At 60.7% G+C, this 18,163-nt stretch carries 20 protein-coding genes; 12 read left to right on the forward strand and 8 right to left on the reverse strand.

Annotated elements, in window-relative coordinates:
* The 9 genes from G359_RS03745 to G359_RS03785 all read left to right on the forward strand — a co-directional run bounded on the left by G359_RS03745 (nucleotide 1) and on the right by G359_RS03785 (nucleotide 10,447).
* Entirely contained in the window at nucleotides 1-165 is a 165-nt protein-coding gene (locus G359_RS03745) for a protein CoxF (RefSeq protein WP_082072782.1), read from the forward strand.
* 3 nt (nucleotides 166-168) lie between these two features.
* Nucleotides 169-792 carry a cytochrome c oxidase assembly protein gene (locus tag G359_RS03750; RefSeq protein ID WP_045835044.1) on the forward strand — a complete coding sequence of 208 codons (624 nt, stop codon included), beginning with the start codon at nucleotides 169-171 and terminating at the stop codon, nucleotides 790-792.
* 124 nt (nucleotides 793-916) lie between these two features.
* Entirely contained in the window at nucleotides 917-1,855 is a 939-nt protein-coding gene (locus G359_RS03755) for a cytochrome c oxidase subunit 3 (RefSeq protein ID WP_045835045.1), read from the forward strand.
* A 150-nt stretch (nucleotides 1,856-2,005) separates the two neighbouring features.
* Entirely contained in the window at nucleotides 2,006-2,380 is a 375-nt protein-coding gene (locus tag G359_RS03760; RefSeq protein ID WP_082072783.1) for a DUF983 domain-containing protein, read from the forward strand.
* A 2-nt stretch (nucleotides 2,381-2,382) separates the two neighbouring features.
* A complete protein-coding gene (locus tag G359_RS03765; RefSeq protein ID WP_045835047.1) occupies nucleotides 2,383-3,177 on the forward strand; it encodes an SURF1 family protein in 795 nt (264 codons plus the stop codon).
* An 84-nt stretch (nucleotides 3,178-3,261) separates the two neighbouring features.
* Nucleotides 3,262-4,656: a threonine synthase gene (gene thrC, locus G359_RS03770; RefSeq protein WP_045835048.1), complete on the forward strand. Its 1,395-nt coding sequence runs from the start codon at nucleotides 3,262-3,264 to the stop codon at nucleotides 4,654-4,656.
* A 2-nt stretch (nucleotides 4,657-4,658) separates the two neighbouring features.
* Nucleotides 4,659-5,960: a M16 family metallopeptidase gene (locus G359_RS03775; protein WP_045835049.1), complete on the forward strand. Its 1,302-nt coding sequence runs from the start codon at nucleotides 4,659-4,661 to the stop codon at nucleotides 5,958-5,960.
* Between the two features lie 6 nt (nucleotides 5,961-5,966).
* Entirely contained in the window at nucleotides 5,967-6,575 is a 609-nt protein-coding gene (locus tag G359_RS03780; RefSeq protein ID WP_045835050.1) for a GNAT family N-acetyltransferase, read from the forward strand.
* Nucleotides 6,576-6,589: 14 nt separating this feature from the next.
* Nucleotides 6,590-10,447 (forward strand): EAL domain-containing protein, encoded by a 3,858-nt coding sequence (locus G359_RS03785; RefSeq protein WP_245279921.1) that lies wholly within the window; start codon nucleotides 6,590-6,592, stop codon nucleotides 10,445-10,447.
* Nucleotides 10,448-10,479: 32 nt separating this feature from the next.
* On the opposite strand, the gene G359_RS03790 is transcribed toward G359_RS03785, so the two are convergent.
* On the reverse strand, nucleotides 10,480-11,097 hold the full coding sequence (locus tag G359_RS03790) for a YqgE/AlgH family protein (RefSeq protein WP_045837610.1): 618 nt from the start codon (nucleotides 11,095-11,097) through the stop codon (nucleotides 10,480-10,482).
* Between the two features lie 157 nt (nucleotides 11,098-11,254).
* Between G359_RS03790 and G359_RS03795 the strand changes: the two genes are divergently transcribed.
* Nucleotides 11,255-12,079 (forward strand): protein-disulfide reductase DsbD domain-containing protein, encoded by an 825-nt coding sequence (locus tag G359_RS03795; protein ID WP_045835052.1) that lies wholly within the window; start codon nucleotides 11,255-11,257, stop codon nucleotides 12,077-12,079.
* A 51-nt stretch (nucleotides 12,080-12,130) separates the two neighbouring features.
* Nucleotides 12,131-12,628, forward strand: a complete 498-nt coding sequence (locus G359_RS03800) for a peroxiredoxin (RefSeq protein ID WP_045835053.1) — start codon at nucleotides 12,131-12,133, stop codon at nucleotides 12,626-12,628.
* Here G359_RS03800 and rnhA read toward each other — a convergent pair.
* The 3 genes from rnhA to ispH are packed head-to-tail and all read right to left on the reverse strand — an operon-like array spanning nucleotide 12,620 to nucleotide 15,099.
* Nucleotides 12,620-13,105, reverse strand: coding sequence for a ribonuclease HI (gene rnhA / locus G359_RS03805; RefSeq protein ID WP_045835054.1), 486 nt, complete (start codon nucleotides 13,103-13,105; stop codon nucleotides 12,620-12,622). The two genes, G359_RS03800 and rnhA, sit on opposite strands and share 9 nt — an antisense overlap.
* Entirely contained in the window at nucleotides 13,102-14,073 is a 972-nt protein-coding gene (locus G359_RS03810; protein ID WP_045835055.1) for a homoserine kinase, read from the reverse strand. Before G359_RS03810 ends, rnhA begins: the two co-directional genes overlap by 4 nt.
* 21 nt (nucleotides 14,074-14,094) lie before the next feature.
* Nucleotides 14,095-15,099 carry a 4-hydroxy-3-methylbut-2-enyl diphosphate reductase gene (gene ispH, locus G359_RS03815; protein WP_045835056.1) on the reverse strand — a complete coding sequence of 335 codons (1,005 nt, stop codon included), beginning with the start codon at nucleotides 15,097-15,099 and terminating at the stop codon, nucleotides 14,095-14,097.
* 175 nt (nucleotides 15,100-15,274) lie between these two features.
* Here ispH and G359_RS03820 point away from each other — a divergent pair, with 175 nt between their 5' ends.
* Nucleotides 15,275-15,925 carry a hypothetical protein gene (locus tag G359_RS03820; RefSeq protein ID WP_245279922.1) on the forward strand — a complete coding sequence of 217 codons (651 nt, stop codon included), beginning with the start codon at nucleotides 15,275-15,277 and terminating at the stop codon, nucleotides 15,923-15,925.
* A 109-nt stretch (nucleotides 15,926-16,034) separates the two neighbouring features.
* Here the strand turns inward: G359_RS03820 and G359_RS03825 are convergent, their stop codons facing one another.
* The 4 genes from G359_RS03825 to G359_RS03840 form a co-directional block, all read right to left on the reverse strand.
* Entirely contained in the window at nucleotides 16,035-16,526 is a 492-nt protein-coding gene (locus G359_RS03825) for a F0F1 ATP synthase subunit B family protein (protein ID WP_045835058.1), read from the reverse strand.
* 10 nt (nucleotides 16,527-16,536) lie between these two features.
* Nucleotides 16,537-17,091: a F0F1 ATP synthase subunit B family protein gene (locus G359_RS03830; RefSeq protein WP_045835059.1), complete on the reverse strand. Its 555-nt coding sequence runs from the start codon at nucleotides 17,089-17,091 to the stop codon at nucleotides 16,537-16,539.
* 47 nt (nucleotides 17,092-17,138) lie between these two features.
* Nucleotides 17,139-17,363, reverse strand: a complete 225-nt coding sequence (locus G359_RS03835; protein ID WP_045835060.1) for a F0F1 ATP synthase subunit C — start codon at nucleotides 17,361-17,363, stop codon at nucleotides 17,139-17,141.
* A gap of 62 nt (nucleotides 17,364-17,425) precedes the next feature.
* On the reverse strand, nucleotides 17,426-18,142 hold the full coding sequence (locus G359_RS03840) for a F0F1 ATP synthase subunit A (RefSeq protein WP_045835061.1): 717 nt from the start codon (nucleotides 18,140-18,142) through the stop codon (nucleotides 17,426-17,428).
* Between the last annotated feature and the right edge of the window lie 21 nt (nucleotides 18,143-18,163).

Genomic DNA, 18,163 nt, shown 5'->3' on the forward strand with positions numbered 1-18,163 from the left:
TTGACCGACGATCCAAAATTCCCCCAACGTCTCGATCCGGCCGCCGAGAAAATTCGTCGACGCCGTTCGATCGCGATCGCGTTGGCGCTCGGCTTTATGGTTATAGCGTTCTACGTCGCGACCTTCGTCCAACTCGGCGGGAACGTCGCCAAAGGAACGATGTAAGGCATGAAAGAGGACCACACCGTGCATCGGGATGACGACGGCGCTGCGAAGGCCGTCCGCCAAAACCGGCGGGCTGTATTCGGCTGCCTCGCCGCGCTCGCGGTCATGGGCTCGATCACCGCCGCTTCGCCGACGCTTTACTCCATGTTCTGCAAGGCGACCGGTTACGCCGGCACCGTTCAGCGCGCGGAGAATAATAACGCCGGGAAGGTGCTCGACCGCACGCTGACGGTCCGCTTCGATTCCAACGTTGCTCCGGGCCTCCCATGGACATTCGAGCCCGACGTTTCGAAGATGGAAGTGAAGATCGGCGAGACGACGATGGCCTTCTTCCGCGCCACGAACAATTCCGACAAGCCGGTCAAAGGTCAGGCGATATTCAACGTCACGCCCGAGGCCTTCGGCTCGTACTTCAACAAGATCGAATGCTTCTGCTTCAAGGAGCAGACGCTGCAGCCGCACCAGACTGTTGAAATGCCGGTGACCTTCTTCCTCGACCCGAAACTGGTCGAAGACAGCTCCACCGCATTACAGCCCGAGGTCACGCTGTCATATTCTTTCTTCCCGGCCGTACCTAAGGCGGCGACGGCAGAGGTTACGCCTCCGCAGCCGAAGGCGGGGGGCTGAAACGAGTGCATTCTGAAGAAAGCAAGAAAGTGGATCTGAGAGTTAGATGGGGCGCTAGAACCGCCGTGTCGAATTCTCTATCCAAGCAAGAACGGGCCAGAGCCTGAAGGGGACGGAGACGGAAATGGCTGATACCCACGCAAAACATCATGATTATCATCTCGTAAATCCGAGCCCTTGGCCGCTGTTGGCCTCCCTTTCGGCGCTCGTCATGGCGATCGGCGCCATTGCGTGGATGCGCACGCATGTCGATGGCGAAGGCATCCTCGGCGTCAAGGGCCCGTGGCTCTTTGCGATCGGTGGAGCAGCCGTTCTCGCGTCCGCATGGGCATGGTGGATCGACGTCATCCGCGAAGCCAATCAGGGTTTCCAAACGCCCGTCGTTCAGCTGCACCTGCGCTACGGAATGATCCTGTTCATCGCTTCGGAAGTGATGTTCTTCGTCGCTTGGTTCTGGGCGTATTTCGACGCGGCGCTCTTCCCCGCCGGCGTTCACGAGCTGATGAACAACCCCGGCCAGATCGTCGGTATGGTCACGCGCGATGAAGTCTTTGGTGGCCACTGGCCGCCGGCAGCCGTCGATCCGACAGCAGCCACAGTTCCGGGCTTCTTCAAGCACACGTTCAACCCCTGGGGTCTGCCGCTCGTCAACACGCTCATCCTGTTGACTTCGGGCTGCACGGTGACCTGGGCTCACCACGCGCTGCTGAAGAACGACCGTCGTGGCCTCGTCATCGGCCTCATCCTGACAGTCCTGCTTGGCATGACCTTCACGGCGCTCCAGGCGCTTGAATACAGCCACGCTGCCTTCAGCTTCGCCGGCCACAGCTATGGCTCGACGTTTTTCATGGCGACGGGCTTCCACGGCGCGCACGTGATCATCGGCACGATCTTCTTGGCCGTTTGCTTGGTCCGTTCCCTGCGCGGTGCATTCACTCCGCAACAGCATTTCGGCTTCGAGGCGGCTGCCTGGTACTGGCACTTCGTCGACGTCGTCTGGCTGTTCCTCTTCGCCTGCATCTACGTGTGGGGCGCAGGCCCGATCGTGCCGGGCGCCGAATAACGCTCGCTCATCGGAAGCCAACGGAACTTTGCAGGAGGCGGCCCAAAAGCCGCCTCTTGTCTTTGAGGCGCGGCACTATTCAGAGTTGCGTCGCGGGTCCTGCCGGGCCAGGATTCGCTGCAAATAGAACCATCAGAAATCGAGATCGCCGTGGTCCATGACGCTAGGCCCATTCCGCCACTCGTAACCGCATTGACCTGCCAGTGCCCGAGCTGCGGCAAAGGCAAACTCTTCGTCAATGTCCTGAACCTGCGCGATCACTGCGATGTTTGCGGATTGGATTACAAGTTCATCGACACCGGCGACGGTCCTGCCGTGTTCGCGATCTTCATCCTCGGATTTCTTTGCGTCGGCGGCGCGCTCGTCGCCGAATTCAAGTTCGGCGTACCATGGTGGATGCACGTGCTGCTCTGGGGTATTCTCACCCCGCTCATCGCGGTTTTTCTGCTGCGCTTCCTCAAGGCGGGATTGATCGCGTTACAATTCAAAAATAAGGCCGAGGAAGGCCGTCTCACCAAGGAGTGACGATGTTCGCGCGTTGGCGCGCCGCAGGTCTGGTCGTCCCAACCATTCTGACGCTGATCATGCTGCCGATCCTTGTGGGACTCGGCAACTGGCAATGGCATCGGATGATTTGGAAGGATTCGCTGATCTCAAAGATCGACGAGAGGCGGACGGCTGAGCCCGAGTCTTATCCGGCTGTGCTGTCGGAATACGTCAAATCCGGCGACGTCGAATACAAGCACATGCGCATCACCGGCACATTCGACTACGGCCGCGAGCGCCACCTCTACGCCCCGACGACCGCTTCGCAGGGCTGGCATATCTACACCTTGCTCATCCCGGAAGGCGGCCTGCCGCCCATTTTCGTCAATCGCGGATGGGTTCCGAGCGAACTGAAGGACCCTTCGAAGCGTGCCGAAGGTCAAGTGACGGGCCCGGTGACGATCACCGGACTGGTCCGCCTCGCCCATCCCAAGGCATGGTTCGCCCCCGATAATGATTACGCCGGAAACCGCTGGTATTGGCGCGACCTCGACGCCATGCAGTGGGGACCGCAAGGCCCGCCCTCGGTCCTGCAGTTCAATGCTGAAAAGAGCCAAGCTTACGCGCCGTTCTCGCTGGACGCGGACGCGTCTGTCGAAAATCCCGGCGGCTGGCCAAAGGGCGGCACGACGGAGATCAATATCCCGAACAACCATCTCCAGTACGTCGTTACATGGTATGGGCTCGCGGCGACGCTTCTCGTTGTTTTCGCGATCTTTGCTCGACAGCGACTTGAGAGCGTAAACGGCAAAAAGTTACAACCTAAGGAAGAATGATTCGGCCCGGCGGAATTGGGGCTCGGTTGTTCGCTGGCACCGGTCCAATTAGGCTTGTGGCAGGATTAGTCAAAGAGAGCAGATTTGAAATACATCTCAACGCGCGGGGAAGCTGAACGGCTTGGTTTCGAGGACATTCTTCTCGCTGGTCTCGCGCGAGACGGCGGCCTTTATCTCCCCGAAAGCTGGCCGACGCTTTCGTCCGAAACCATCGCCTCGTTCCCGAAAAAGTCGTTCGCGGAAATCGCGGTCGAAGTGATCGCGCCCTTTACCGGCGATGACATCACGCGCGCCGAGCTGGCCCGCATGGCCGAAGAAGCCTACGCGACGTTCAACAGCACCGAGGTCACGCCGCTCCACACGTTGAAGCCCGGCCTGACGGTCCTCGAACTCTTTCATGGGCCGACGCTGGCGTTCAAGGACGTCGCGATGCAGCTGCTGGCGCGGCTCATGGATCACGTTCTCGCCAAGCGCGGCGCTCGAGCAACGATCGTTGGCGCGACGTCCGGCGACACGGGCGGCGCCGCCATCGAGGCGTTCAGGACGTCAAAGCGCGTCGATGTCGTGATCCTCTTTCCCGAGGGCCGCGTCTCCGATGTCCAGCGGCGCATGATGACGACGCCGAAGGAAAAGAACGTCCATGCGATCGCCGTTCGCGGCACGTTCGACGACTGCCAGGCGCTCGTCAAAGGAATGTTCAACGACCACGCTTTCCGAGATCGGGTCGAGCTGTCCGGCGTCAACTCCATCAACTGGGCTCGCATCGTCGCCCAAGTCACGTATTACTTCTACGCCGCGTCGCGTTTGACGGGCGTCAAGGGCCCGCTGTCCTTCGCGGTGCCGACCGGGAATTTCGGCGATATTTTCGCAGGCTACGTCGCCAAGAAGATGGGCTTGCCCATCGACAAGCTGATCATCGCGTCGAACGAAAACGACATCCTTCCGCGCGCTGTCGAAACTGGCGTTTACGCGATGAAAGGCGTCGTACCGACGACGTCTCCCTCGATGGATATCCAGGTTTCTTCGAACTTTGAACGCTATCTGTTCGAAGCCTCGGGGCGCGACGCCGCGCTCGTCCGAAGCCTGATGACCTCTTTGGCCTCCAACGGCCGGTTCGAACTCGGAACCCTGTGGCCGACACTGAAAGCCGACTTCGCCGCCGTCTCGGCCTCCGAGAACGACGTCGCCCGCTGCATTCGCGCGACCGCCGCGGAAACCGGATATGTGGCCGACCCCCACACGGCCTGCGCCCTTGTTGCGGCCGAAAGAGTGCCTCAAGGCGAAACCGTCGTGCTTGCGACGGCCCACCCGGCGAAATTTCCCGATGCCATTGAAGCGATCACCGGCAAGAACCCGGCGCTGCCGAAAGGCTTCGAACACCTGATGACCGATGAGGAACGTTTCGAAGTCTTGCCGAACAGTTTGGACGCGATCGAGGAATTCGTATTGCGCCACAGCCGCGTCGCGTCGGGGGTGTAGCGATGGCGACCGAACTCACGACGCTTCCGAGCGGCCTGCGCATCGTCACCCACCGGATGCCGTCTCTCGAGACAGTCTCGCTCGGCGTCTGGGTTGCTGTCGGTGCACGCCACGAGCGCGAGGACCAACATGGCCTCGCGCATTTTCTCGAGCACATGGCATTCAAGGGCACGAAAACGCGTTCCGCCCGCCAGATCGCCGATGAGATCGAAAGCGTGGGCGGCGACCTCAACGCGTCAACCGGCCTCGATACGACGGCCTACTTTGCGCGCGTTCTGAAGGGCGACGAGCCCGTAGCGCTGGGCCTCATTGCCGATATTCTGCTCAATTCGAAATTCGCGCCCGACGACCTCGACCGCGAACGCGTGGTCATCCAGCAGGAAATTGCGGCCTCCGACGATAACCCCGATGACATGGCCTTCGACCTGATGCAGGGGGTCGCGTTTCCGGGCCAATCGATCGGCAGACCGATCCTCGGCACCAAGGCGAGCGTCGGCCGATTTACGGCGGCCGATCTGAGATCGTATCTGGATGAGCACTATATCCCTGACACGATTGTCGTTTCTGCTGCCGGCGCAGTCCAGCACAAAGACATCGTCCGCCACGTTGAGGCCCTATTCGGCGGGCTCACTCGGAGGACACGGGGGCTCGAGCGAGCCGCGCATTATCGGGGCGGCTTTGCGGCGTCGAGTAAGCCCTTCGAGCAGAGTCACGTTCTCATCGGTTTGCCGTCGCCCTCGTATCTGGACCCGGCTTTCTACACGGCGCAGGTGTTCTCGGGATTGTTCGGCGGTGGAATGTCGTCGCGGTTGTTTCAGGAAATTCGAGAGGATCGAGGCCTTTGCTACTCGATCGACTCTTCGATTTGGGGACTGAGGGATACCGGAATGCTGTCCGTGCACGCAGCGACTGGACCGGAGATGGTTGGCGAACTCGCCGACGTCGTGGTCCAGCAGCTGGAAGAGATCGCGGAAACCGGTCCGACGGACGCGGAGCTGCAGCGTTCGAAGGCACAGCTGAAGGCCGGTTTGCTGATGGCGCTCGAGAGTTCCGCCGTCAACGCCGAACAGATGGCGCGGCAGCTGCTTTCGCAGGGACGTCTCATCCCCGTCGCGGAACTGATCCAGGAAGTCGATGCTGTGGATCGCCAACGCATCAAGGCTTTCGCGCAAACCTTGACGGAAGAGGCGCCCTCCGTCGCCGTTATCGGCTCGGGCCGCAAATCCAACGGCCAGGCCTCGCGTATCGCGGGACGGTTTACGCCGCGCGATCAGCGAATGCCCGCCGCCGAAGGAACGAGGTGAGACAGAGTGGCTTTTCTCCGGTCCATCCGTCCCGATGAAGATTTCGAAGTCGTCCAAGGCGCGGCGCTGACACTGCGGCAGCCCGTTGCGGCGGATTACGCCGAATGGGCGGAACTCAGGGCCGCCAGCCGCGGGCACCTCACACCGTGGGAGCCGACTTGGTCGCAGGATGATCTATCTCGCACCATGTTTCGCCGCCGCCTGCGCGCCTACGCCAAGGACGTCCACAACGACGTCTCCTATCCGTATTTCATCTTCGAAAATGCAACGGGCGCCCTGATCGGCGGCATAACGCTTTCGAATGTCCGGCGCGGGTCCGCGCAGACGGCTTCGCTCGGTTATTGGATGGGCGCCAACTTCGCGGGCCGCGGCCACATGCGTGTGGCCGTGAGCATGATCCTGCCCATGGCCTTCAACACGCTGCGGCTCCATCGCATTGAAGCCGCGATCATGCTGTCGAACTTCGCGTCGATGCGCGTCCTCGAATTTGCCGGTTTTCAGCGTGAGGGGCTTGCCCGCGCCTATCTCAAGATCAACGGGCGGTGGGAAGATCATTTGCTTTATGCGCGGCTTGCCGATGGGCCGGTTCCCGGCGGATCGGAGCGGGGGCGCTGATGGGAGCAGGGGGGATGAACCGGGGGAGACACGGCAGATCCTGGCTTTCCGCGCTGGGCATCCTGGCGTTGTGCCTTGTGGCGCTTACAGGTCGTGCCGAAGCCCTGACGCCCATTCCCGTGCAGAGCGATCAGGATCGTCTCGAGATCACCACGCTCGGCGAGGCCTACGAAGGCCGCGGCGATAGTCTTCAGGTCGAGACTGCTGCGGGTTCCGATGGCGTTTCTGGCCGCATGACGGTCCGCGCCTCGGTGCCGGGCACCAGTCCGAACTGGATGGTGTTCGCGCTGACCAACAAGACCGATAAATCGCTCGAACGTTTGCTCACCGCCGACCGCTACACGATCGTCGGCTCGGGAACCATTTGGCCCGATCTCGACGCACGCCGCATTGAAAGCGTCACGCCCTCCGTTGGCTTTGTTCCCGAACGCATCAAGAGCGATAAGGCCGACGTATTCCGCATCACGCTGGAACCGGGTCAGACGATTACCTACGTGGCCGAACTCGCCGGCGAGCGCTACGCACGCATGTATCTCTGGCAACCGATCGATTACGAAATCAAAAGCCGCGACCGTCAGCTATTCAACGGCGCGATGCTGGGCCTGACAGGCCTGCTCGCAATCTTTCTGACGTCGATATTCGCGGCCAATCATAAATTGATCTTCCCGGCCGCCGCCCTCGTCGCCTGGACGGTGCTCACCTACCTCTGCGTCGATTTCGGTTTCTTTCACAAGCTGTTCAACTTGCGGCCCGAGGACAACGCCGTTTATCGCGCGGCGGGCGAAGCCGCGATGGCATCGAGTTTCGTCATCTTCCTCACGACATTCCTGCGCCTCGCGCTATGGCACGGGCTCGTTCGGATGATGATCGGCGTCTGGATGGTGGCGCAGCTGACGCTCATCGCCGTCGCAGTCATCGATCCTCGTCTTGCCGCGACCTTCGCGCGGCTCTCGTTCCTCGCGATCGGCGGCGTCGGGGGACTCTTCACCGTTTTCCTGGCGATGAAAGGCCAGGACCGCGCGCTCTCGCTCGTTCCGACGTGGCTACTTTTCCTCGTCTGGATCTTCGCGACGGGAATGACGCTGAGCGGACGGATGTCGGGAGATGTCGTCGTCGCAAGCCTCGTTGCAGGCCTCGTCCTCGTCGTCATCCTCATGGGCTTCACCGTTACGCAGTTCGCGTTCCGCTCGGCCGATACGTCGTACGCCGGCGCGCCAACGGAACTGCAGGCACGATCGCTGGCGCTTGCCGCATCCGGATCGACCGTTTGGGAATGGAACATCCGCCGCGACGAGATCAAGGTCGGCCCCGAAGTCGAAGTCGCACTGTCGTTGATGCCGGGCGAGCTGTCGACCAAGGTCGACGAGTTCCTGAAGCACGTCCATCCAACCGACAAGGAACGCTTCCGCGTCACGCTGATGTCGGCCCAGGAGCGCTCTGGCATCAGGATCAAAAGCGATTTCCGTCTACGCCACGCGGACAACAGCTGGCGCTGGTTCGAGCTTGAGGCGGCGAGCGTGCCGAACTCCGACGGCCGGACGTTGCGATGCGTCGGCCTCCTGCGCGACGTGTCGGACACCAAGCGGGCGCACGAGCGCTTGCTGCACGACGCCGTACACTGCAGCCTGACCGGCCTCCCGAACCGCGAGCTATTTCTCGATCGCCTGAAAGCGGTCATGATCCGCGCCAAGACCGACAACACCGTGAAGCCCGCGGTGATCTACATCGACCTCGACAAGTTCAAGAGTGCGAACGCGTCCCTCGGCCTCGTGCGCGGCGACAGCTTGCTGCTGACGGTCGCGCGCCGTCTGCAACGCCATCTCGGACCGCAGGATACGGTCGCGCGCGTCGGCGGCGACCAGTTCGCTATGTTGTTCATCGGCGAGCGCGAAGCGCGCAACCTTCCGGCGCTTGCCGAACGCGTGCGCCGCTCGCTCCGTGCGCCGATACCGCTCGCAAATCAGGAAGTCGTGCTGACGGGCTCGATTGGCATTGCCCTCTGGGACGGAACGCAGGGCGCCGACGGCGATCTGCTGAAAGATGCCCAGCTCGCGATGTACCGCGCAAAGCAAGCGGGATCCGATCGCATTGAGGTCTTCGAACCCGGAATGCGCCGCGAACGTCAGCTCGACGACGAGGTCGAAGCCGATCTCGCGCGGGCGATCGAAAAAGGCCAGCTCAGGGTTCTCTACCAACCGATCGTCTACCTCCCGACGAAAGAGCTGGCGGGCTTCGAAGCTCAACTCCGCTGGGAACATCCAAAACTCGGCCTCGTAAATCCTCTCGCGGCGATCTCGGACACCGAAGACACGGAGCTTCTGATCAAGCTCACGTCTCATCTCCTGCTGCGCGCGGCAAAGGATGTGGCGCGCTGGGTATTGGAGCTGCCGCGTTCCGAGCGACCGATTTTCGTGACCGTAAACGTTTCAGGGCGCCAGCTCTTCCGGCCCGAGTCGGTGCAGGAAATCCGTCACGTTCTCGGCCGCAACATCGCGCCCGTCGGAACGATGCGGCTCGAGATTTCCGAAAGCCTGCTCATGGATAACCCCGAGCAGGCGGTAGAGGTTCTGAAGCTATTGAGCGGTTCGGGCGTCGAGCTGACGCTTGACGATTTCGGCACGGGCTTTTCCTCGCTCGCGTACCTCCATCGCTTCCCGTTCGACACGATCAAAATCTGCGGCGAGCTTATCCGCGGTGGCAGCACGGGCGAGGGCGCAGCGATTGTCCGGTCGATGGTCGCATTGGCGCACGAGCTTTCAAAAACGATTGCTGCGGAAGGCGTCGAACGAGCCGATGAAGCAGGGTTCCTGCGTTCGATCGGCTGCGAATACGCGCAAGGCTATCATTTCGGCGAGCCAATCCCGGACCGTGCCGTCTCGCAGCTTTTGAAAATGGTTCGCCGCTCCGAGCGGAAGATGCAGCCGCGTGGCTTCTTCCGGCCGAAGACAAAAACTCCGAGCAAAGAAATTGCTGCGCAGAAGCCGACGCGAGCACTCGCATCTCCGGCGAAATCGCCATCACCTGACGACAAGACAGCGCCTCCTGCACAGACGAAGCAGGCCGCCCTGCCGCCGGGATCCGTGGTGCGCCATCGGCAGAAAGCGGCACCCGCGCCCGCAGCAAGCGCAAAGCCGCCAGTGAACGGTGCAGTGACCCTCGCAGCACCTCAGAACGGTGCGCCAGCGGCGCCGATGAATGGTGCGCGCAATGGTGCACATAATGGCGCGCACAACGGTGCGGCGAACGCGCCTTCAGATATCCGTCAGCGGATTAATGATGCCCCTGCGGCCCCGCTTCCGCTCTCGGCTCCATTCCCGCCGCAGATGCGGCCACAACCCCAGGGCCAGCCGCAACAACAGCCACCGAGGCCGCCGTCTCAGCCACGGCCGCTCGCAGCGAAGGTGCCCGATGCGGCGCCAATGCCGCAGCACGCGCCGCCGCCTCCCGCGAACCTGCAGAATGGAAGTCCGCTTCCGTCGATCATGCAGCCCGCGAAGGATCGACCGCCTGAGACATCACAGCCGAATATCGTTTCGCCGCTCGCAGAAGCCTTGGCTCGGGCAAGCGCAACGCCGCCACCACCACCGGCCCCGCCGGCTCCCTCTGTCGCTCCAGCTTCGCTGAGAAGTGACAGCCCAACCGGAATTCCGCCCGCGGCGCCGCCACCGCCACTGCCTGCGAACGGCGCCGGTTTCTCCTCTGTGCCTTCAACCCAGCCGGACTTCTCGACCCTGCCGCCATCGATTGCCGCAAGTCTCGCGAGGCTCGCGGGAACGCCCCTTCCTACCGGAAGAACGAGTGGCGGCCCCGCAACGCCCGGCGCGACAGGCGACGAGACGAAAGCCCCGAAGGTCAGCTCGGGCAGCGCTTAAGAGAGAGAAGCTTAGAACGGAACGCTGCTTGCTCAGGCGTGTCCGGCGTCGCTGACGAGATGTGAGAGATCGATGCCCATTTTCGCCAGCGCGCGGGAATACTTGCTCTCGAGATCCTCGTCGAAAATCAGCTCCGGATCCGCCGGACAATGCAGCCAGCCGTTGGCCAGCAACTCGGTTTCGAGCTGTCCCGGCGACCAGCCGGCGTAGCCGAGCGCCAAGAGCGCCCGGGCCGGGCCGCGACCCTGCGCGATGGCTTTCAAAATATCGATCGTTGCCGTCAGACAAACGCCCTGCTCGATCGCGAGCGTCGAGTCCTCGGAAAAATAATCGGAGCTGTGCAGCACGAACCCGCGGCCCGTCTCGACCGGACCCCCGACTTGAATGGAAAGCGATAGAACTTCGCTCGTGATCTCGTCATCGGGATTGCGCGCCGAAATGCCGAGCCGTTCAAGCAAGTCCGGCGCCGTAATGTGATTGGCGCGCTGATTGATGATGAGGCCCATGGCCCCTTCGGAAGAATGCGCGCACATGTAAATGACCGAGCGCTGAAACCTTCGGTCTGTCATCGCTGGCATGGCGATGAGCAGCTGCCCCTCGAGCTTTATTTCGGGGCCCGCTGTCTGGGCCGCCGGTCGGTTTGCTTTCATATTGTTCAGACTAACCCCATAGAACGGCGACGTGAAGACGTCCAAAGGTGCAATAAGGACGTCGCGATAACGTCAGGTTTCGCTGCAACGTATAATTGGACAGGAACGTGCTGGCGGCGCGAGCGATCCATCAACGAGTATCGAAAGGCGAAACGTTGTGATCAGACTGGCTATAGCATTTTTGGTTCTGGGCACCGCCGTTGCCTGGAGCGATCCTGGCCCCGTTGCGTCCGATTGGTACCAAGGCTTCAACAACAAGGCGCGGCTTCTGGCCGGGACCGCAACGAGAAACGGAGACCCTGGACTTTACGCTGGCGTCGAGGTGACGATGCCGGAAGGTTGGAAGACCTACTGGCGCTCGCCAGGTGACGCGGGCGGCGTGCCCCCCGAATTCGACTGGCAGGGATCGGATAACCTCGCATCCGCGACCGTCCTCTTCACCGCGCCTCACCGGATGCACGACAAAGCCGGAGACGTCGTCGGATATAAGAATGGCGTGGTCTTTCCGGTGGCGGTGAAGCCCGTTGATCCGAGCAAGCCCGTCATGCTTCATGGTAAGATCGCTTACGGCGTCTGTAAGGATATCTGCATCCCCGCGGAAGCCGAGCTGCAACTCGTGATCCCGCCAGACGTTGGGACTTCCGAAGAACTGACGAACGTCCTCGCCCGCGTTCCCGTCGCGCTGCCACGACCGCGAATTGATCCCACTCTGGCCGGATGGCGCCTCGATCAAAACAATGGAAAGCCGAAGCTCGTGCTGAACGTTGAAACCGCCGAACTCGCGACTGCCGATACGTTCGTCGAAGCTCCTGGGGGCGTTTTCGTACCGTTGCCGAAACGCGTAACGGACGCGTCGGGGAAGGCCGTATTCGAAGTCGATCTGACCGATGGGGTCGACATCAAAGATTTGAAGGGCAAGCCATTGACGGTCACGATGATCGACGGCAAAGGCCAGTCCGAGACGACGATTACTCTTGAGTAGCATTTCGCAGCCGCTACATAGCAACCGCCAGCACGAACTCAGAGGGATACCATGACGATCAAAGTCGGAGATCAACTGCCGGACGGCAAGTTCACAATCATGGGTGCTGACGGTCCGGAGCCCAAGTCGGTAAGCGAAATCTTCGCTGGAAAGAAAGTGGCGATCTTCGCCGTTCCGGGCGCCTACACGCCGACCTGCAGCAAGAGCCATATGCCGGGCTTCGTCGAACGTGTTGACGAGCTGAAGGGCAAGGGCATCGACACCATCGCCTGCACGGCCGTGAACGACATTTTCGTTTTGACGAACTGGGCGAAAGACACCGGCGCGACGGGCAAGATCGAAATGCTGGCGGATGGCTCCGGCGATTTCGCCAAGGCCGTCGGGCTTGAGATCGACCTTTCGAACTTCGGCCTTGGGCTTCGATCGAAGCGCTACGCGATGCTGGTCGATAACGGTGTGGTCAAAGTCCTGAACGTCGAGGACAGCCCGCCCATCGCGGAAAAGTCGAGCGCCGCAAACCTCTGCTCGATGATCGACCGCTCACTTTAGAGTGTTGGCCGGGTGCACAGCCCGGCCGCCCGCCTTGAACGGGGCCATCGCGATACGCGCCAGTTCATCGGCGCGTTCGTTTTCCGGATGACCGGCATGGCCCTTCAGCCAATGCCACTTGACGTGATGCTTGTTGCGCAACGCGTCGAGTTCCTGCCAGAGCTCGGCGTTTTTCACCGGCTTTTTATCGGCGGTCCGCCAGCCGTTTTTCTTCCAGCCGTGAATCCACGACATGATCCCGTTACGGACGTAGACGCTGTCCGTCCAGAGTTCGACATCGCTTGGCTTTTTGAGCGCTTCGAGCGCCGAGATCGCCGCCTTCAGCTCCATGCGATTGTTCGTCGTCAGCTTCTCGCCGCCGTTGATCTCTTTGCGGTGATCGCCGGAAATCAGGATCGCGCCCCAGCCGCCTGGCCCGGGATTTCCCGAGCAGGCGCCGTCGCTGTAGATCAGAACTTTTGGACGTTCATCGGTCATGAGGTCAGCTGTGCAGTGTAATCGGCGATATCGCCGACCGATTGGTGAAATTCAAGCCGCTGAACATAGTCGGCGGGATCCTTGCGCGCGACGAGCGCATCTTTCGGCGTGTTGAGCCAGTCGTAGCTCCGTGTCAGCAGAAAGCGCATCGCCGCCCCGCGAGCAAGAACCGGCATGGCCGCACGCTCCGCTTGGCTGAGCTGACGAACGCTATTGTAGCCCTCGAGAAGCGCGCCGCCCTTCGCAGGATCGTATTGTGAATTCGCGTCGAAGCACCACGCATTGAGGCAGATCGCGACGTCGTAGGCGAGAGCGTCGTTGCACGCGAAGTAGAAGTCGATGATGCCGGAAAGCTTGTGGTCGATGAAGAAGACATTGTCCGGAAAGAGATCGGCGTGGATGATCCCTTGGGCAAGATCCTGTGGCCATGAGCGTTCGAGGTAACGAAGCTCATCCGCGATCAGATCGTGCAGGCCGCCGCAAATCTCTTCTGTCCGCGACGAGAATTTATCGAACAGTGGTCGCCATCCGGCGAGGCCCAAAGCATTGGCGCGCTTCAACGCAAAGCCTTCGCCCGCGATATGCATTCGCGCGAGCGCTTTCCCGAGCTCGAGGGTATGGAAAACCTTGGGCTGCTTCGGCCAGACACCTTCGAGGAAGGTGATAAGCGCGGCCTGTCGCCCTGCAAGCTGGTTCAGAACCCGCCCGTTCTTGTCATGTACGGGAAGCGGGCACGTCACGCCGCCTCCGGAAAGATGTTCCATCAATCCGAGAAAGAACGGCAGATCGGCGGGATCGACGCGCTTTTCGTAGAGCGTCAGAATGAACGTGCCGGTCGTCGTATGCACCAGATAGTTGGTGTTCTCGACGCCCTCGGCAATTCCCTTGAATGAAAGCAGCTGCCCGAGCGCATATCCATCGATAAAGCGCGCAAGCTCATCGTCGCTGACTTCTGTATAGACGGCCATGTTCCCGCGCGCTGAATGGAGCTAGTGCTGTTGCTCGATGGGAGCGCGCGCGACCCGGACTTCCCGCGGCACATTGAAGATCACGCGCTCCTCGAGCGTCGTGACGACCTCGATCGTCACATCATAGCGGCCGCGAAACGCTTCCACCACTTCTTCGACGATGACCTCGGGCGCCGACGCACCAGCTGTGATGCCGATGGTTTCCGCGCCGTCGAGCTTCTCCCACGGAATGTCCGCTGCGCGTTCGACGAGGAAGGAAAACCGGCAGCCCGCGCGTTCCGCGACTTCGACCAGGCGGAGAGAATTCGAGCTCTTCGGACCGCCGACCACGATCAGTCCGTCGATACGCGAAGCCAATGCCTTGACCGCATTCTGACGATTGGTCGTCGCGTAGCAGATGTCCTCTTTGACGGGGCCGCCGATCCCGGGAAAGCGCTCTTTCAGAACCGCAACGATCTCCGCGGTATCGTCGAGCGAGAGCGTCGTCTGCGTGACGTAAGCGAGATTTCCTGCGTCCTTAGGTGTGAATGCCCGCACATCCTCAACGGATTCGACCAGCGTGATCGCGCCTTCGGGCAATTGCCCGAGCGTTCCGACAACCTCGGGATGGCCACGGTGGCCGACGAGGATGATTTCGCGGCCCTGCTCGTGGTGACGAGCCGTTTCCATATGAACTTTTGAGACAAGTGGACAGGTCGCGTCGACGACGAACATGTTTCGGCCGCGCGCCACTTCGGGGATCGCCTTGCTCACACCATGTGCCGAAAAAATCACGGGCTGCGAAGTATCTGGAATCTCATCCAGCTCCTTCACAAAAACGGCACCTTTGGCTCTCAGTGAGTCAACGACGTAACGGTTGTGCACGATTTCATGTCGGACGTAGACGGGGGCGCCGAATTTCGTCAAAGCCTGTTCTACGATTTGAATGGCACGATCGACGCCGGCACAGAAACCGCGCGGGGCAGCGAGTAGGATTTTGAGAGGCGGCTTTTGCACGGTCGCTTCGGTTTGGTTAAGGCCCGACATGGAAGAAAGACGTCCTTTATACTCGTTCGGCGCGCATGAAAATGCATTTGGGGGCCGAAGCTATCGGATGCTACGGTGCTTTTTAGACAAAACAAGGGGCCGACATTTTGAACCTTGGGGGACAACGTTGCTCAATTCGGGTTTTCGGCATCCTTATAGCAGGGATGTGACGGCGGTGCGCCGTTGTCTTTCGCCGGCCCGGATAGGCGCGACCGCTTCGCTTGCAGTCGCGCTGACGGCTCTCGGCGGCTGCGGAATGTCGTCTTTGACGTCCGGCCTGGGCGGCGGCATGTTCGGCAGCTCGTCTGACAATCCACAGATTTCATCGGTGTCCGAGACCCAATTGCTCGACGCCGCCAAATCGGGCGACCCGACCACGGGCAGCACCTTCGTCGGTGAGGTCGACGCCGGCTGTCCGCGGCTCATCATCGCGCCGCATGATAATTACATCACGTTCTATCAGGTCGGCCACGTGGGCGATGCTCTCGCCGTCGCGCAGCGCGGCGAAATCACGAAAACGGCTCGCGAATGTCAGATTGAGCCGGGGCGCGTAACCGTGAAATACGGCTTCTCCGGCCGTCTTCTTCTGGGGCCAAAAGGACAGCCAGGCAACGTGACGTTGCCGATTACGGTCGCCGTCAACGATTCCAAGCGCACCAAAGTTACGAGCGACAGTGTGAAGGTTGATGTCAACGTCGGCCTCGATAAGCCGATCAGCTATTTCTCGGCGGTGCGAACGGTGACTTTCCCGATCGCCGAAGGCTCACGGCCCGGCGAATATGAACTCATCGTCGGCTTCGATAGCCGGGCTCCAAGCTCCGGCTGAGGCGAAGCCCGGCCGCAGCGGCAATCTTCGAAACTCTTCAAACTCGCATAACAAAAAAGGCCAAGCGTGAAGCTTGGCCTTTTTGATTCTGGATTGTCGGAAAGCTCGTTTAGTTGAGCTTGCCCTTGAGGTCGTTGATCGAGCTCGACACCAGCGTTTCGCCTGTCGCGCCGCCAGCACGCGTCTTCAAGATCTCATGAGCGGCCGCGATCGCGGTTTCCACTGCCGTCGAACGAACTTCGCTCAAAGCCTGAGCTTCGGCGCGCGCGATCTTTTCCTCGGCGATCTTGGAACGTCTCTCGAGGCTCTCGACGAGTGCCTTACGCGAGTCGGTCGCAAGAGCCTCAGCTTCGCGCTTGGCCTGCTCGATGATCGACTTAGCTTCGTTCTCCGCTTCGCGAGCCTTACGCTGGTAATCGGCAAGAAGCGCCTGAGCCTCTTCGCGCAATTTGCGCGCCTCGTCGAGTTCCCGGCGGATAGCGTCCGCGCGATCGTCGAGCGACTTCGTAACGATGGACGGCACGCGATAGTAAATCACGATCGCCACGAAAATGACGAAGGAGACGAGGACCCAGAAAAGTGGATCGTTTGGATCGAACATCTCTAAATCCTCACTCGCCCGCCACTGGGCGGAGCACCTTCTTCACGTCATCAGGCGTAACGCTCTGCCCGATGAGCTTCTCGACGACAGCTCTTGCTGTATCCGATGCGATCTCGCCGATTGCCGAACTCGCCTTGGACTTAGTGACGGCGATACGCTTATCGGCTTCACGAAGCTTCGCAGCGATTTGATCGTCGACGCGATGACGCTCCGTCTCCGTTTCAGAAGCAAGCTTTTCGCGCGTTTCCTTGGCAATGCCCGAGGCATTGGAACGAGCGTCGGCAAGCGCCTTTTCGTAGTCGGCGAGCGCTTTGTCGGTTTCAGCCTTCAGGCGTGACGCGGCGTCAATATCGCGCTTGATGCGGTCGCGACGCTCTTCGAGAACTTCGCCGACGCGCGGAAGCGCAATCTTCGACATTACGAAAAGCAGAGTCGCGAACGTCACCGCCAGCCAGAAAAGCTGCGGCAGGAAGTGATGCGCGTTGAGCTGCGGCAAGCCTACCGATTCGGGCGGCAATGCACCCGATTCGGCAACTGCTAGCAGCATAGTCGTGCCGGCAAACATACGAGCCTCCGGTTGCTTGGGCGTGTCTTAGTGGTACCGGCCCAGTCTCAACCGTAGAGAATGATGAGAGCGATCAGAAGACCGAAGAGGCCCGTTGCTTCGGCAAGAGCGAAGCCGATCAGCAGGTTCGTGAACTGGCCGGGTGCAGCCGACGGATTGCGCATTGCGCCCGAGAGGTAGTTACCGAAGATGTTGCCGATGCCGACGCCGGCGCCGATCAGAGCCGAGCAGGCAAGGCCCGCACCGATCATCTTTGCTGCTGCGAGTTCCATTTCAAAGTCTCCCTTTGCTTCGCTTTTTGCGTTGGAATTTCGAGGTCCTGCGAGAAGACCTATCAGTGGTGCATGTTCACAGCATCGTTGAGATAGATGCAGGTGAGCACGGTGAAGATGAGCGCCTGAAGGAACGCCACGAGAAGTTCAAGGCCTGTAAAGGCGACCATGAAGCCCGTCGGCGCGATCTTGCCCCACCAGGGAAGCATGACGGCGAAGCCAGCGAACACTTCGAGCATCGTGTGGCCCGCCATCATGTTGGCGAAGAGACGCACCGAGTGGCTGATTGGACGGATGAAGTAGGAAATGAGCTCGATCGGCACGATGACGGGCATCAGCCAGATCGGCACGCCCGAGGGCACGAACAGCTTCAGATAGCCGAAGCCGTGCTTCCAGAAACCGATCAACGTCGACACGATCCAGACCATTGCGGCAAGCGCGAAGGTCACGATGATGTGGCTGGTAACGGTGAAGTTGCCTGGGAGAAGACCGATAAGGTTCAAGACCAGGATGAAGATGAAGATCGAGAACACCCACGGGAAGAACTTCATCCCGTCTTCGCCGAGGTTCTCTTTGACCATACCGGCGACGTATTCATAAACGATCTCAGCCATCGACTGAATGCGCGAGGGAACGAGCGAACGCTTGTTCATCGCGTAAATCATGAAGGTGGAAATGAGAACAAGCGCCACGATCATCATCAGCGACGAGTTCGTGAACGATATGTCATGACCTAGAAGATCGAGATCGAAAAGCTTTCGGATCTCGAACTGTTCCATCGGACCGTGATGTCCGGCACC

Origin of the sequence: Hyphomicrobium sp. 99 (genome assembly GCF_000384335.2) — a bacterium.
Classification (GTDB): Bacteria; Pseudomonadota; Alphaproteobacteria; order Rhizobiales; family Hyphomicrobiaceae; genus Hyphomicrobium_B.

Coding starts and splice junctions, on each gene's coding strand:
- G359_RS03750 (WP_045835044.1), top strand. CDS start 169: ATGAAAGAGGACCACACCGTGCATCGGGATGACGACGGCGCTGCGAAG.
- G359_RS03755 (WP_045835045.1), top strand. CDS start 917: ATGGCTGATACCCACGCAAAACATCATGATTATCATCTCGTAAATCCG.
- G359_RS03765 (WP_045835047.1), top strand. CDS start 2,383: ATGTTCGCGCGTTGGCGCGCCGCAGGTCTGGTCGTCCCAACCATTCTG.
- G359_RS03775 (WP_045835049.1), top strand. CDS start 4,659: ATGGCGACCGAACTCACGACGCTTCCGAGCGGCCTGCGCATCGTCACC.
- G359_RS03785 (WP_245279921.1), top strand. CDS start 6,590: ATGAACCGGGGGAGACACGGCAGATCCTGGCTTTCCGCGCTGGGCATC.
- G359_RS03790 (WP_045837610.1), bottom strand. CDS start 11,097: ATGAAAGCAAACCGACCGGCGGCCCAGACAGCGGGCCCCGAAATAAAG.
- G359_RS03800 (WP_045835053.1), top strand. CDS start 12,131: ATGACGATCAAAGTCGGAGATCAACTGCCGGACGGCAAGTTCACAATC.
- rnhA (WP_045835054.1), bottom strand. CDS start 13,105: ATGACCGATGAACGTCCAAAAGTTCTGATCTACAGCGACGGCGCCTGC.
- G359_RS03810 (WP_045835055.1), bottom strand. CDS start 14,073: ATGGCCGTCTATACAGAAGTCAGCGACGATGAGCTTGCGCGCTTTATC.
- ispH (WP_045835056.1), bottom strand. CDS start 15,099: ATGTCGGGCCTTAACCAAACCGAAGCGACCGTGCAAAAGCCGCCTCTC.
- G359_RS03825 (WP_045835058.1), bottom strand. CDS start 16,526: ATGTTCGATCCAAACGATCCACTTTTCTGGGTCCTCGTCTCCTTCGTC.
- G359_RS03830 (WP_045835059.1), bottom strand. CDS start 17,091: ATGTTTGCCGGCACGACTATGCTGCTAGCAGTTGCCGAATCGGGTGCA.
- G359_RS03835 (WP_045835060.1), bottom strand. CDS start 17,363: ATGGAACTCGCAGCAGCAAAGATGATCGGTGCGGGCCTTGCCTGCTCG.
- G359_RS03840 (WP_045835061.1), bottom strand. CDS start 18,142: ATGGAACAGTTCGAGATCCGAAAGCTTTTCGATCTCGATCTTCTAGGT.